Here is a 14,291-nt window from a genome sequence, read left to right as displayed (position 1 = left end):
GTGCTCGTGGGGCCGGTCGGAGGGGTGGGCGGGGCCCGGTGGGGCCTACCCCGCCGGGGCCGACGTGGACGACGATGCCGCCCGCTCCAGCGCGCTGGCGAGCAGGGCCAGGTCCGTCGGGCCGTTGCCCAGCTCCCGTACCGGACGCCGCTCCGGCGGATCGCCCATGCGGTGCCACTCCAGGGGGACCGCCGTGGGCCGGAGCGTGGACGTACGCGGGATGCGCCCCGTGACTCGCCCCGCCTGGAACGGTGTCTCCGTGCCGTCCGCCGTGTGCAGCCAGCCCCGTCCGGGCGCCGGGTCCTCCGGGGCCGCCGAGGGGGCGTCGAGCGCGATCCGCAGGGTGGCCCGGCGGGCGAGCTCCGTCTGAGCCGTACGCTCCGGTCGGCCGGACGCCGCCACCAGGTGCACCCCGAGCCGGTCCCCCTCTCGCGCGACGGCCTCAAGCGCGCGGACCACCGAACCCGCCGACGGCCGGCCGGGCGCGCCGAGCGCCGGGGCGACCAGCGCGTCCAGGTCGTCCACGACCACCACCAGGCGCGGCAGCGGAGACTCCGGCTGCGGCTGCGCCACGGCTGACGGCTGCCCGGCGCCGCGGCCCGCACCGCCCGCCGCGCGCCCCGCCCCGGAGGCCGAACGCCCTTGCGGCGGCCGCAACTTGAGCGTCGTACTGGGCGGACTGTCCAGATCCCCGGCACCGGAGAGGTCCCCCGCGCCTCCGGGAACGACGCGGGCGGACCCGCTCGCGGACCTGCTCGCGGACCGGCTGCGCTGCGGGACCAGCCGCTGCGCCACCACCTGCTTGGCGTGCCACTCCGTGAAGTCGATCCGGCCGAGCAGCTCCGCCCGCCGCTTCAGCTCCGCCGTCAGGGCCTGCGCGAACTCCCGCATCCGTACGGGTTCGTTGGCGGCCAGATGCGCCGTCACGTGCGGCAGGTCCGTGCAGACCCGCAGCCCGTCCCCGCGCTCGCCGCCCGCGCCGTCCACCAGGACGAGCCGCAGCCGCTCCGGCCGCTCCGCGGAGGCCAGCGCGGCGGCCATGGACCGCAGCAGTTCCGTTCTCCCGCTGCCCGCCGGGCCCTCCGCCAGGAGGTGCGGGCCGTGCGCCGCGAGGTCGGCGGAGAGCGGGCCGCGCGGGCCCGCGCCGAGCACCGCCTGCGCGCGGCCGCCCAGCGCCTCGGGGTCGTCCGTTGCCGCCGCCCACCGTGCCAGCAGGGACGCCGGGGTGGCGCGGGCGAGCCCCAACTCGTCCAGCAGGCGCGCCGCCTGGGGCAGGGGCGCGGCCACGCGCGCGTGCCGCTCGCCGCCCGCGTCCGCGGGGCGCAGCGGGGCCAGGGCGCGGGCGAACCGCTCGGCCCACGCGGCGGACACGGCGTCCACCGAGGCGACGGTGCCGTGGCCGACGGGGCGCCCCTGCGACGTACGCAGCAGCCGCAGCGCCGTCGCCACGTCACCGCTCAGCAACGCCACGGCGCCACACGCGCGGAACGCGGGCGACGCGGCGCAGGCCGCCTCGTACGTCGCCGTCATCGGGGACGCGGGCGAGGCGGCGGGCGCCTCCGCGAGGCACAGCACATGGATACCGGCCGCGGGACCCTCGGCGGTCAGCCGCACCGTCGCCTCCCGCAGCCCGGCCGAGCCCGGGTCGCCGTCGACGACGAGCACGGTGAGCGGCCCGCTGAACCCGGTCCGCTGCGAAGCCGGTTGACCGGCCGCGGAGGCGGGGCCGGGGATGCTCGACGGTCCGCCGTCCGCGGCGGGGGCGGCGGCCTGGCCGACCGGGGCTGCCGGGGCGGCCGGGGCTGTCGGCGCGGCTGTGGTGGGGGCTGCCGACGTGGCCGTGGCGGGGGCTGCGGTGGCCGGGGCTATGGACTCCTCCGGGGGCGCCGCCTCCGGCCTGGAGCTCTCCGGCCTGGAGCTCTCTGGCCTTGAGGCCTCCGGCCTGGAGCTCTCTGGCCTGGAGCTCTCCGACCTGGAGGTCTCCTGAAGGTGTTCGTCCAGGCGGCGCAGCAGCTCGCCGGTCCGGGCTGCGGCCTGCTCGCGGTCGTACGCCAGCAGCAGTCGGCAGTCCTGCCCGTGGCCGGGGCGCAGGTGCGGCAGCCAGCCGAGCCAGGACCACTGCGCGGTGCGCTCCTCGACGCTGCGCCCCCGGTCCGTGCTGACCAGCACGATCTCCAGGTCGGTGGGGGAGTGCAGCGCGGCGAGCTGGGCGAGCGCCGCGCGGGCGAGCCCGGCCAGGCGCGGCCCGGGCCCGGCGAGGCCGAGCGCTCCCGCCTCGCGCAGCCCGACCGTCACGGGCACGGCCGGCAGCAGTCCGCCGTCGGGCGCCGTGCGGTCCGCCGTGCCGAGCCGCACGGCCAGCGCCTCGGGGTGCGACGGTCCGCGCTCCCACAGCCGGGGCCCGGGTCCGAGCGCGGTCAGCAGCAGCGCGGACGGGTCCGGCCAGGCCTCCGGGACGGCCGGGTCCACGGGCGCGAGCGCCGCCTCCGGCACGCCCCCCGCCTCCTCGCGCTCGGTCCGGCCGCCGGTGATGCGGCGCGCCCACGCGCCGATCCCGCCGCGCCTGCGCACCTGCCGCGGCACGGTCGTGCCCCGCGGGGGCGTCCCGGCCCGGCCCCGCTCGTAGGCGTCGTCGCCTTCGGAGCCGGGCGCGCCGGGCGCTGTCGCGTACGACTCCGCGGGAACCTGCGCGCCCGCCGAAGCGCGAGCCGAACCGTCAGCCGGTCCTCCTGCCGAACCGCGAGCCGGTCCTCCTGCCGAACCGCCCGCATCGTCCCCGGAGTTGAACCCGTCCGCCCGGTCCAGCGAACCCTCGGCGGAGAACCCGCGCGCGTACGTGGTGTCCCCGCGCGCGTACGTGGTGTCCTCGCCCGCGCCGTACGAACGGGCCGAGTCGGGCAGCCCGGAAAGGTTGGGGACGTCGGTGCGGGCGGCGAGGGAGGCCGCCGCTCCGTACCCCCGGACCGTCGCCCCGAGAGGCGGCTGCCCGCCGTGGGCGCCGCGCGCGGTGGGCGGTTCCGGCTCCGGGCCGACCCGCAGCTGGCCCTCGCCGTCCGCGAAGGCGGCAAGCGGCGCCTCGTCCCGCGCGGCGCCGAGCCGCAGCGTGGACTCGCCGATCCGCAGCAGCGCCCCCGGCGAGAGCCGCACCGGCCGGTCGGTCACCGGGCGGCCGTCGACCGACGTGCCGTTGGTCGAGTCCAGGTCGGCGACGGAGACGCGGCCGTCCTCACCGACGGTGACCGCGCAGTGCAGCCGGGAGACGTCCGGGTCGTCCAGCGGCACGTCCGCGTCGGCGGCGCGGCCGATGCTGATCCGGCCGCCGTGCAGCAGGTGCACGCCGCCCGCGTCCGGGCCGGCGACCACATGCAGCCGGGCCGTGGATCCCGCGAGGGACGGGGCGGCCTCGGCCGGGCCCTGCAGGGAGAGCACGGCGCCGTCGACCAAGGGGGGCTCGCCGAGCGTCGCGGTGGCGGCGTCCAGGCGGTCCGTGCCCGCGTACACCACCGCCGGGCCGTCCGGGATCCCTGCGGCCGCCGCCAGGCCCGAGGCCACGGCGGCGAGCGCGGTGCCGGTGGGCGCCGTGACCAGCACGTCACAGGCACGGGGCGGCGCGCCCTGGCCGGACTGCGGGGTCCGGCCGCCGGGCGGCCCGAGGACAGACAGCCGGATCTGCATCGCCGTCAGCGGTCCCTTCTGCGCGGGTGCCCGGCAGGAGGACGGCCCATGTGACTCCCCCCACCGAACACGGCATGGCTCCGTGCTGCTGTGCATCCTCGCACCTGGCACTGACAACACGCCCGCCACCCACCACCAAGTGATCTTGATTGGCTGGGTCTGCTCGCAAAAGTGCCTGCGCAGGCCGGATGAGATCGTTGCGGACGTCCAGTCCGGGACGTCCGTGGCAACCAACGCCCGCGGTCGCACGTCTTCCCCTCCAGCCGCTGTTCCGCTTGTACGCGGGACTCACAGGGAGGTGTACGAGGGTGGGGCCGGGGCAGACAACGCCAGACCGGCGCCAGGCGGGCCGCACTACAGTGGATCGGAACACTTGTCGGGGCCCGTGCGGAAGCCCACGACGTTCCGGTGATCGGCACCGGACACAAGACAGCTGGACACAAGACAGCTGGACACAAGACAGCCGGACAGCAAGACCGCCGGACACCAGACAGCCGGACAGCAAGTCACCAAACAGCAGACACCAAACACCAACCCCCAGACACCAGACACCAGACCAGCAGGACCAGATCGACAGGGAGCGCATGACGTGCGGCCGGTAGGCAGCAAGTACCTGCTTGAGGAGCCGCTCGGACGCGGCGCCACGGGCACCGTCTGGCGAGCCCGCCAGCGGGAGACGGCGGGCGCCGAGGCCGCAGTGGCCGGGCAGCCCGGCGAGACCGTCGCGATCAAGGTCCTCAAGGAGGAGCTGGCGAACGACGCGGACGTCGTGATGCGCTTCCTGCGCGAACGCTCCGTGCTGCTCCGCCTGACCCACGAGAACATCGTCCGCACCCGCGACCTGGTCGTCGAGGGCGATCTCCTCGCCCTGGTCATGGACCTCGTCGACGGCCCCGACCTGCACCGGTACATCCGGGAGAACGGCCCGATGACCCCGGTCGCGGCCGCCCTCCTGACCGCGCAGATCGCCGACGCGCTCGCCGCGAGCCACGCCGACGGCGTAGTGCACCGCGACCTCAAGCCGGCCAACGTGCTCCTCAAGGAGGACGACGGCGGCATGCGCCCGATGCTGACCGACTTCGGCATCGCCCGCCTCGCCGACTCCCCGGGCCTGACCCGCACCCACGAATTCGTCGGCACGCCCGCGTACGTGGCGCCCGAGTCCGCCGAGGGCCGCCCGCAGACCTCCGCCGTGGACATCTACGGCGCGGGCATCCTGCTCTACGAACTCGTCACCGGACGCCCGCCGTTCGCCGGCGGCACCGCCCTCGAAGTGCTGCACCGGCACCTCAGCGAGGAGCCGCGCCGCCCCAGCACCATTCCCGAGCCGCTGTGGACCGTCATCGAGCGCTGCCTGCGCAAGAACCCCGACGAACGGCCCAGCGCCGAGAACCTGGCGCGCGGCCTGCGCACCGTCTCCGAGGGCATCGGCGTGCACGCGAACTCCGCGCAGATCGCCGCCGCCGAGGGCGTGGGCGCCCTGCTCGCCCCCGACCCGGCGCCCGCCTCGGTCCCCGAGACCCCCGGCGCCGCCGACCCCACCCAGATGCTGCCGAACAACGCCGGCCCGTACGGCGACGCCGACCCCAACGCCGCGACCAGCGTCATGCAGCACACCGGGCCCGCGGGACCGGCCGGCCAGGGCGACGCCGACCCGACGGCGATGCTGCCCCCGGTGCCGCCGGGACCGCCGGAGCCGGAGGGCCCGCACCCCTGGGAGAACCAGCTCCGCGCGGCGCGTGACCGCAACGAGCAGACGCAGGTCCAGCAGTACCTCGACCCGAGCCAGGACCCGCTGCGCCGGCGCCGTCCGCAGCGCCAGGTCCAGCCCCCGCCCCAGCAGGCCCCGGCCGGGTACGGCTACCCGCAGCAGCAGGCCCCGCAGCAGCACCAGCCGCAGCGGTACGCGCCCGCGCCGCAGCCCCAGCAGCCGCCGCAGCGGTACGCGCCGCCGCAGCAGCCGCCGCCCCAGCAGCCCCGCCCGCCGCGCGAACCGCGCCGCCGCAGCGCCAACCCGATGCGCATCCCGGGCCTCGGCTGCCTCAAGGGGTGCCTGTTCACGCTCGTCATCCTCTTCGTGGCGGGCTGGCTGATCTGGGAGCTGACCCCGCTCCAGGAGTGGATCGGCACCGGCAAGAACTACTGGGATCAGCTTTCCGACTGGTTCACCACGGTCACCGGCTGGATCGGCGACCTCGGCGGCGACTCGGGCAGCGCGGGCGGAGGCTCGGGCGGCACGCAGTAGCCGTACCAACGGCACCCCAGAGAGAACGAACGGCACCACAGAGAGAACGACGGAACCGTGAACGGCCGCCACGCACGCGTGGTGGCCGTTTCGCTGTCCCGGGTCGGCCACATCGCGTGCCACCCTGGAGATTTGTCGACATCCAAGGGGTGATTTCCGTCCTGGGCGTGAAGGTTGGTGACGGAGCCGCGTAGTTTTGTTGCCAACAGGAGCCCGTAGGAGCAGTTTTGGCACGGAAAATCGGCAGCCGGTACACCGCGAACCAGATCCTGGGACGCGGCTCCGCCGGCACGGTGTGGCTCGGCGAGGGACCGGAAGGCCCCGTCGCCATCAAGCTGCTGCGCGAGGACCTCGCGTCCGACCAGGAGCTGGTGGGCCGCTTCGTCCAGGAGCGCACGGCGCTGCTCAGCCTCTCGGACCCGCACGTCGTCGGCGTTCGCGACCTCGTCGTCGACGGCAACGACCTCGCCCTGGTGATGGACCTGGTCCGCGGCACCGACCTGCGCACCCGCCTCGACCGGGAGCGCAGGCTCGCCCCGGAGGCGGCCGTCGCCATCGCCGCGGACGTGGCCGACGCCCTGGCCGCCGCGCACGCCGCCGGGATCGTGCACCGCGACGTGAAGCCGGAGAACGTCCTCCTCGACATGGAGGGCCCGCTCGGCCCCGGCGGCTCGCACCCCGCCCTCCTGACCGACTTCGGCGTCGCCAAGCTCGTCGACTCACCCCGGCGCACGCGCGCGACGAAGGTGATCGGCACCCCGGACTACCTGGCCCCCGAGATCATCGAGGGCCTGCCCCCGCGCGCCGCCGTGGACATCTACGCCCTGGCGACGGTCCTGTACGAACTCCTCGCCGGATTCACCCCGTTCGGCGGCGGCCACCCCGGCGCCGTCCTGCGCAGGCACGTCACGGAGACCGTGGTCCCGCTCCCCGGCATCCCCGAGGAGCTGTGGCAGCTGATCGTGCAGTGCCTCGCCAAGGCGCCCGCGTCCCGCCTGCGCGCCTCCGAGCTCGCCGCCCGGCTGCGCGAGCAGCTGCCGCTGCTCGCCGGGATGGGCCCCCTGGACGTGGACGAGCCGGACGCGGAAGCGGAGGACGAGCCCGCCCCGTACGCCGAGAACGAGCCGTACGAACCCCGGCCGAGCGCGCCCCGCAAAGGTGCCGTGCCGCTGGTGCCGGGCGCCGCGACGGACTCCAACCGCGACACCCACACGTCGATGCGGGTGCCGGGCCCGGACGAGCTCGCGGGCGGCGCCCGGGGCACGGCCCGCGCACCGCGCGCGTCGGGCGCCCCGCGCCCCGGCTCCGCCCGGCACCGCATGGAGGCCCGGCGCCGCCGCGTGGCCCTGACCGCGGCCGCGGTCGGCGTGGCCGCGGCGCTCGGGGTGGGCGGCTGGCTCGCGGTGAGCGGGGATGACGCGGACGCGACGCCGCAGGACAACAAGGGCGCGAGCCCCAGCGCCCCGGTCACCCCCTGAGCGCTCCCGGCCCCCGGCCCCCGGACCCCCGAGCCCGGACCCCGGACCCCGGACCCCGGACCCCGGAGCCCCGCCCGCCCCGGAATCCCGGGCCGGACGCCCGCCGGGCGCCCGCAGAACGCGGGCCGGACGCCGGTTGTCCACAGGGGGATGAGTGCTCGTTCGCCGAGCCGTTAGGCTGGTGTCGTGGCAGTCGTCGATGTATCCGAAGAGCTGAAGTCCCTCGCCTCCACCATGACGTCCATCGAGGCCGTCCTGGACCTGGACAGCATGAGGGCCGATATCGCCGTGCTTGAGGAGCAGGCCGCGGCACCGTCCCTGTGGGACGACCCGGAGGCGGCACAGAAGATCACCAGTCGCCTGTCGCACCTGCAGGCCGAGGTCCGCAAGGCGGAGGCCCTCCGCGGCCGCCTGGACGACCTGGGCGTGCTCTTCGAGATGGCCGAGGAGGAGGACGACCCGGACACCCGCGCCGAGGCCGAGGCCGAGCTGACCGAGGTGCGCAAGGCGCTGGACGAGATGGAGGTCCGCACGCTCCTGTCCGGCGAGTACGACGAGCGCGAGGCCCTGGTCAACATCCGCGCGGAGGCCGGCGGCGTGGACGCGGCGGACTTCGCCGAGCAGCTCCAGCGCATGTACCTCCGCTGGGCCGAGCGCCACGGCTACGGCTCGGAGATCTACGAGACGTCGTACGCCGAAGAGGCCGGCATCAAGTCGACCACCTTCGTGGTGAAGGCCCCGTACGCCTACGGCACGCTCTCCGTCGAGCAGGGCACGCACCGCCTGGTGCGCATCTCGCCCTTCGACAACCAGGGCCGCCGCCAGACCTCGTTCGCGGGCGTCGAGGTGCTCCCGGTCGTCGAGCAGTCCGACCACGTGGACATCGACGAGTCGGATCTCCGCGTGGACGTGTACCGCGCGTCCGGCCCCGGCGGTCAGGGCGTCAACACCACCGACTCCGCGGTCCGCATCACCCACGTCCCGACCGGCATCGTGGTCTCCTGCCAGAACGAGCGCTCGCAGATCCAGAACAAGGCGAGCGCCATGAACGTCCTGCAGGCCAAGCTCCTTGAGCGTCAACGCCAGGAGGAGCGCGCCAAGATGGACGCCCTCAAGGGCGACGGCGGCAGCTCCTGGGGCAACCAGATGCGTTCGTACGTCCTGCACCCGTACCAGATGGTGAAGGACCTGCGGACGGAGTTCGAGGTCGGCAACCCGCAGTCCGTGCTCGACGGCGAGATCGACGGCTTCCTGGAGGCCGGGATCCGCTGGCGCAAGCAGCAGGAGAAGTAGCGCAGAACCACCGGCGACGCAGCGAAGCCGGCGCGCACGCCGGAGCTTTGTCGACAAGGTAACTGCCGCTCAGGAGGCCCCTCTTGAGCGGCAGTCGCCTTTTCCGTCACAGTCAGATCTCCGTACCACGGTCAACTCCCTCGATAGCGGACATATGGCGCTCAACGGCCTTGACGCGGCCTTTAATTGTGGGAAGGGTTGCGCGCGGTATGCGTATGCCGGGGCACGTGTGACGGGGGGGCGAATGACCATTCTCGGTCTCCCAACAGGCCATTGCCCCGGGCGCCGCTCCATAAAACGAAACAGCTACTGGGGGTAGCAGCAGATGACGAAGAAGACGCGGATCCGCGTTGCGCGGATAGCGGCCGGTGCGGTGATCGCCGCCGGTGCTTCGCTGGCCGCGGCCGGCGCCGCCTCCGCCGTGGGCATCGGTGTCGACCTGGGCGTCGTCGGTGCCGACGTCGGCGTCGACGAGAACGGCCTGGAGGTCGGCGTCGACCTGCCGGGCGGTGGCGACGACGACGAGCCGACCGACCCGCCGACCGGCATCCCGACGGACCCGCCGACGGACGTCCCCACGGACCCGCCGACCGACGAGCCCACCGATGAGCCGACCGACGAGCCCACGGACGAGCCGACCGACGAGCCCACCGATGAGCCGACGGACGAGCCGACCGACGAGCCCACCGATGAGCCGACCGCCGAGCCCACCGTGCCCGGCGACGGCAACAACGGCGGCGGCAACGACAACACCGACCCCGACGGCGGCAATGAGCCCGTCGAGCAGGGCCAGGGCAAGGAAGGCCTGACGGACACCGCTCCGCAGGTCCCCGCCGACGCGGGCAAGGACAAGGGGGAGCTCGCCGAGACGGGCGCCGCCGAGACCACGTTCCTGCTGGTCGGTGCCGCCACGATGATCGCGGGCGGCGTCGGCTTCCGTATGCTGCCCCGCCTCGTGGGTGGCCGCGGCGCCGCTGCCTGATCACCGGCGGTAGCCGAGCGACAGCAGTAGCCGAAAGGGCCCGGAGCATCCAGCTCCGGGCCCTTTCGCCGTGTTCGTGCGCGCCTCACCGTGTTCGCTCGTGCGCGCCTCGTCGTGTTCGTGCGCGCCTCGTCATCATGTTCGTACGCGTCGTGCTTCCGTACGCGTGGGGTGGCGGCTCAGGCCTGGTGGGCCAGGAACGCCACGGCGCCGATCAGTACGAGCAGCAGCGCGATCAGGGCCGCGGGGTTCAGGTTCAGCCCGGCCAGGGGCCCCTCCTGCTGCATCCGCTGGCGGTTCGCCCTGCATACGGGGCAGCGCCCTTCGCTCACCGGCGCCGCGCAGTTCGCGCAGACCAACCTGTCAAAGGTCATGCCGCCTCCTCTCTGCCTCCGCACAACGCTCGCGGACACGCAACCGTTCCCCTTACCACTGTGCCAGCTTCCCCGGATTTCGGCGCGGGCCGTCGGAACTCATCTGGTTCAGCCCGAAGTGTGCCAGGCCGCACGCCGGACGGATCCGTGATAAAACGCGCAACCCAGGACGCCGACTGCGCCGCGCGCGCCGCTTCGCGTAGGGTCACGCTCACCTACCCCCGACGCCCCCCAGACGTACGAGGCGCATCCGTGATCCGATTCGACAACGTGTCCAAGACCTACCCGAAGCAGACCCGTCCCGCGCTGCGCGACGTCTCTCTGGAGATCGAGAAGGGCGAGTTCGTCTTCCTCGTGGGGTCCTCCGGCTCCGGAAAGTCCACCTTCCTGCGGCTGCTCCTTCGCGAGGAGCGCGCCAGCCACGGCCAGGTGCACGTCCTCGGCAAGGACCTGGCGCGCCTGTCCAACTGGAAGGTGCCGCACATGCGGCGTCAGCTGGGCACCGTCTTCCAGGACTTCCGCCTCCTTCCCAACAAGACCGTCGGCGAGAACGTCGCGTTCGCGCTCGAAGTCATCGGCAAGCCGCGCGGCACCATCCGCAAGACCGTCCCCGAGGTGCTCGACCTGGTCGGACTCGGCGGCAAGGAGGACCGGATGCCCGGCGAGCTCTCCGGCGGTGAGCAGCAGCGCGTGGCCATCGCCCGCGCCTTCGTGAACCGCCCGATGCTGCTGATCGCCGACGAGCCCACCGGAAACCTGGACCCGCAGACGTCCGTCGGCATCATGAAGCTGCTCGACCGCATCAACCGGACCGGCACCACCGTCGTGATGGCCACCCACGACCAGCAGATCGTGGACCAGATGCGCAAGCGCGTCATCGAGCTGGAGAAGGGCCGCCTCGTCCGCGACCAGTCGCGCGGCGTCTACGGCTACCAGCACTGAGTACGAGCATGAGCACGAGCCCCGGCAGTACCGCCCCCGCAGTACCGGGCAGCTACGAGAAGCACTGAAAGGACGCCATGCGCGCCCAATTCGTCCTGTCGGAGATCGGCGTCGGTCTCCGCCGCAATCTCACGATGACCTTCGCGGTCATCGTCTCCGTCGCCCTCTCCCTGGCGCTCTTCGGCGGCTCGCTGCTCATGCGCGACCAGGTCGAGACGATGAAGGGTTACTGGTACGACAAGGTCAACGTCGCGATCTTCTTCTGCAACAAGGGAGACGCGGAGGCCGACCCCAAGTGCACCAAGGGCGAGGTCACGCAGGACCAGAAGGACGCCATCAAGGCCGACCTGGACGACATGCCGGCCGTCGAGAACGTCATCCACGAGTCCAGCGACGAGGCGTACAAGCACTACAAGGAGCAGTTCGGCGACTCCCCGCTGGTCAACTCCCTTACGCCGGACCAGATGCAGGAATCCTTCCGGATCAAGCTCAAGGACCCGGAGAAGTACCAGGTCATCAAGTCGGCCTTCGACGGGCGCGACGGCGTCCAGGCGGTGGAGGACCAGCGCAAGACCGTCGACAACCTCTTCGAGCTGCTCAACGGCATGAACTACGCGGCGCTCGCGGTGATGGGCCTGATGCTGATCGTCGCGATGATGCTGATCGTCAACACCGTGCGCGTATCGGCGTTCAGCCGCAGACGTGAGACGGGGATCATGCGGCTCGTCGGCGCGTCCAGCTTCTACATCCAGATGCCGTTCATCATGGAGGCCGCCTTCGCCGGTCTGCTCGGTGCCGGTGTCGCCTGCGTGATGCTGGTCGTGGGCCGCTACTTCCTCATCGACCACGGCCTCGCGCTCGCGGACAAGCTGCAGTTGATCCAGTTCGTCGGCTGGGACCAGCTCATCGCGAAGCTGCCGCTGGTCCTCGGTATCGGTCTGCTGATGCCCGCCCTTGCGGCATTTTTCGCGCTGCGCAAGTACCTCAAGGTGTGACACACCTTCCAGGGCGTCGTACGGTCAACCGGCCGTGCGGCGCCCCGCGTTGTCCTAGACTCACCGACATGTCGGGCCTCGATAAGTGCTCCCGGTCCCGCAGCGTCCGCCGCGGGGCGGCCCTGACCTTGGTCTTCGCGGGCGTCCTCGCCACGGGTGCCGCGACCGGCTCCTTCGGTGTCCCCGGTCGCAACGAGGCGGACCTGTCGGCCCGTTCGGCCGCCCCCGCCTCCAACAGCGAACGCGTCGTGGACGCCGCCGCCGAGGCCATGGCCGACGGCAAGTCGCCCGCCGCGGCCGCCGAGGCGGAGGTCAGCCGCAGCGGCGACCGCTGGGCCACGGTGTACGACCCGGCCGAGTACCGCGCGTTCGCCGACGAGCTGGCCGGCGCCTACACCGGCGTCGGCCTGTGGGTCCGCCGGACCGGCAACGGCCGCATCGAGGTCGACCGGGTGCAGCGCGGCGGCCCCGCCGAGCGCGCCGGCATCCGCACCGGCGACCGGCTCCACGCCATCGACGGACGGCCGACAGCGGGCCGCCCGGTCAGCGAGGTCGTCGACCGGCTGCGCGGCACCCGCGACGAGGCGGGCACCGAGGTCGAGCTCCGCCTGCAGCGCGGCTCGCACACCTGGACCGAGAGCCTGCGCCGGGCCCGCCTGAGGACCCCCACCGTCACCGTCGAGCAGCGGGCCGACGGCACCCTGTGGATCAAGGTGTCCGCGTTCACCAAGGGCACCGGCGAAGGCGTCCGCGAAGCGGTCCGCACCGCCCCGCAGGGCGCCGGCATCGTGCTCGACCTGCGCGGCAACTCCGGCGGCCTGGTCGCCGAGGCCGTCACCGCCGCGTCCGCGTTCCTCGACGGCGGCCTGGTCGCGACGTACGACGTACGCGGTGAGCAGCGCGCCCTGCACGCGCGCGGGGGCGGCGACACGGGCAGACCGTTGGTCGCGCTCGTCGACGGCGGCACGATGAGCGCGGCCGAACTCCTCGCCGGGGCCCTCCAGGACCGCGGCCGCGCGGTCGTCCTGGGCACCCGGACCTTCGGCAAGGGCTCGGTGCAGATGCCGAGCCGGCTCCCCGACGGCTCCGTCGCCGAGCTCACCGTCGGCCACTACCGCACGCCGTCCGGCCGCACCGTCGACGGCCGCGGGATCACGCCCGACCTGGTCGTGGACGAGGGCGTGGCCGAGCGGGCCCGCACCGTATTGAGTGGCCTCGGCACCCCCTCGTAGTGCGAAAATGGCGGCACTATGGCTGCGAAGAAAAAAGACAAGGACAAGGGTGACGGGCGGAAGATCATCGCCCAGAACAAGAAGGCCCGGCACGACTACCTCATCATCGACACCTACGAGTGCGGCGTCGTCCTGACCGGCACCGAGGTCAAGTCGCTGCGCCAGGGCCGGGCCTCGCTGGCGGACGGCTTCGTGCAGATCGACGGCCACGAGGCCTGGCTGCACAACGTGCACGTGCCCGAGTACGCGCAGGGCACCTGGACCAACCACGCCGCCCGCCGCAAGCGCAAGCTGCTGCTGCACCGGGTGGAGATCGACAAGCTGGAGTCCAAGTCGCAGGAGACCGGCCACACGATCGTGCCGCTCGCCCTGTACTTCAAGGGCGGCCGGGCGAAGGTCGAGATCGCCCTGGCCAAGGGCAAGAAGGAGTACGACAAGCGGCAGACGCTGCGCGAGAAGCAGGACCGCCGCGAGGCGGACCGGGCGATGTCGGCGGTCCGGCGACGGCAGCGCGCCTGAGGGTGCCGCAGGGTTGCCGCAGGGGGTGAGCCGGGAATTAGCTGGCACCGTCGTGCGTTCTGTCTGTACGATGGAGCACGCTCCGCAGGTGACGGGGCTGCGGTCCCCTCGGGGGCCATCTTGAAAAATCAACATGGGGATGATCGGTTTCGACAGCGGATGTCGAAGCAGGGGAAGCGTGTCGAGGAAGCGGCAATGATCTCGTTAACCATATGTCGCAACCAATAATCGCCAACACCAAGCGCGATTCCCAGTCCTTCGCCCTCGCTGCCTGATAGGCGGTGAGTGAAGGACCCTTAATGGGTGTCAGCCCGGGGACGTTCCCGACCCGGATCCTGGCATAATCAAGGGAACTAAACCGTTACACCCGGTCACGGGGTGCAGCGGGAAATCAAACAGTGGCTGGGCCCGTCGGAGACTTGTTCGCGTGATCTCCGGGGCCGAGAAAATCGCAGCGAACTGCACACGGAGAAGCCCTGATTCCGCACCGTTGGACGCGGGTTCGATTCCCGCCATCTCCACCACCTCATGTGGCCCCTGACCTGCTCTTTTGTCG

10 protein-coding genes and 1 other RNA gene are annotated in these 14,291 nt (G+C 72.9%); 9 read left to right on the top strand and 2 right to left on the bottom strand.

Features of this window, described 5'->3' with window-relative positions; genetic code table 11:
* Positions 1-45: 45 nt before the first annotated feature.
* Complete coding sequence (locus QIS99_RS24885; protein WP_282515870.1) at positions 46-3,675, bottom strand: FHA domain-containing protein; 3,630 nt, start codon at positions 3,673-3,675, stop codon at positions 46-48.
* A gap of 589 nt (positions 3,676-4,264) precedes the next feature.
* Here QIS99_RS24885 and QIS99_RS24880 point away from each other — a divergent pair.
* The 4 genes from QIS99_RS24880 to QIS99_RS24865 all read left to right on the top strand — a co-directional run bounded on the left by QIS99_RS24880 (position 4,265) and on the right by QIS99_RS24865 (position 9,673).
* Positions 4,265-5,920, top strand: coding sequence for a serine/threonine-protein kinase (locus QIS99_RS24880; protein WP_282515869.1), 1,656 nt, complete (start codon positions 4,265-4,267; stop codon positions 5,918-5,920).
* A 227-nt stretch (positions 5,921-6,147) separates the two neighbouring features.
* Positions 6,148-7,398: a serine/threonine-protein kinase gene (locus QIS99_RS24875; RefSeq protein ID WP_282515868.1), complete on the top strand. Its 1,251-nt coding sequence runs from the start codon at positions 6,148-6,150 to the stop codon at positions 7,396-7,398.
* Positions 7,399-7,584: 186 nt separating this feature from the next.
* Positions 7,585-8,691 (top strand): peptide chain release factor 2, encoded by a 1,107-nt coding sequence (prfB, locus tag QIS99_RS24870; protein ID WP_282515867.1) that lies wholly within the window; start codon positions 7,585-7,587, stop codon positions 8,689-8,691.
* Positions 8,692-9,016: 325 nt separating this feature from the next.
* The gene (locus QIS99_RS24865; protein WP_282515866.1) at positions 9,017-9,673 is read left to right on the top strand and encodes a hypothetical protein; all 657 of its coding nucleotides are present in this window, start codon (positions 9,017-9,019) and stop codon (positions 9,671-9,673) included.
* Positions 9,674-9,852: 179 nt separating this feature from the next.
* Here QIS99_RS24865 and QIS99_RS24860 read toward each other — a convergent pair whose 3' ends face one another.
* Complete coding sequence (locus QIS99_RS24860; protein ID WP_282515865.1) at positions 9,853-10,047, bottom strand: hypothetical protein; 195 nt, start codon at positions 10,045-10,047, stop codon at positions 9,853-9,855.
* A gap of 252 nt (positions 10,048-10,299) precedes the next feature.
* On the opposite strand from QIS99_RS24860, the gene ftsE reads away from it, so the two are divergent.
* The 5 genes from ftsE to ssrA all read left to right on the top strand — a co-directional run bounded on the left by ftsE (position 10,300) and on the right by ssrA (position 14,259).
* Positions 10,300-10,989 carry a cell division ATP-binding protein FtsE gene (ftsE, locus tag QIS99_RS24855; protein ID WP_282515864.1) on the top strand — a complete coding sequence of 230 codons (690 nt, stop codon included), beginning with the start codon at positions 10,300-10,302 and terminating at the stop codon, positions 10,987-10,989.
* A gap of 77 nt (positions 10,990-11,066) precedes the next feature.
* The gene (gene ftsX / locus QIS99_RS24850) at positions 11,067-11,984 is read left to right on the top strand and encodes a permease-like cell division protein FtsX (RefSeq protein ID WP_282515863.1); all 918 of its coding nucleotides are present in this window, start codon (positions 11,067-11,069) and stop codon (positions 11,982-11,984) included.
* Positions 11,985-12,052: 68 nt separating this feature from the next.
* On the top strand, positions 12,053-13,216 hold the full coding sequence (locus QIS99_RS24845; protein WP_282515862.1) for a S41 family peptidase: 1,164 nt from the start codon (positions 12,053-12,055) through the stop codon (positions 13,214-13,216).
* Between the two features lie 18 nt (positions 13,217-13,234).
* Positions 13,235-13,735 (top strand): SsrA-binding protein SmpB, encoded by a 501-nt coding sequence (gene smpB / locus QIS99_RS24840; protein ID WP_282515861.1) that lies wholly within the window; start codon positions 13,235-13,237, stop codon positions 13,733-13,735.
* A gap of 135 nt (positions 13,736-13,870) precedes the next feature.
* Positions 13,871-14,259, top strand: a transfer-messenger RNA (tmRNA) gene (gene ssrA / locus QIS99_RS24835).
* The last annotated feature ends 32 nt before the right edge of the window (positions 14,260-14,291 follow it).

Origin of the sequence: Streptomyces solicavernae (assembly GCF_029968095.1) — a bacterium.
Taxonomy (GTDB): domain Bacteria; phylum Actinomycetota; class Actinomycetes; order Streptomycetales; family Streptomycetaceae; genus Streptomyces; species Streptomyces solicavernae.
This window is presented reverse-complemented; position numbering and strand designations above follow the sequence as displayed.

Bases quoted from the DNA above. Each gene is read 5' to 3' on its own strand.
- QIS99_RS24885 (WP_282515870.1), bottom strand. From the start codon at position 3,675: ATGCAGATCCGGCTGTCTGTCCTCGGGCCGCCCGGCGGCCGGACCCCG.
- QIS99_RS24865 (WP_282515866.1), top strand. From the start codon at position 9,017: ATGACGAAGAAGACGCGGATCCGCGTTGCGCGGATAGCGGCCGGTGCG.
- QIS99_RS24860 (WP_282515865.1), bottom strand. From the start codon at position 10,047: ATGACCTTTGACAGGTTGGTCTGCGCGAACTGCGCGGCGCCGGTGAGC.
- ftsX (WP_282515863.1), top strand. From the start codon at position 11,067: ATGCGCGCCCAATTCGTCCTGTCGGAGATCGGCGTCGGTCTCCGCCGC.
- QIS99_RS24845 (WP_282515862.1), top strand. From the start codon at position 12,053: ATGTCGGGCCTCGATAAGTGCTCCCGGTCCCGCAGCGTCCGCCGCGGG.
- smpB (WP_282515861.1), top strand. From the start codon at position 13,235: ATGGCTGCGAAGAAAAAAGACAAGGACAAGGGTGACGGGCGGAAGATC.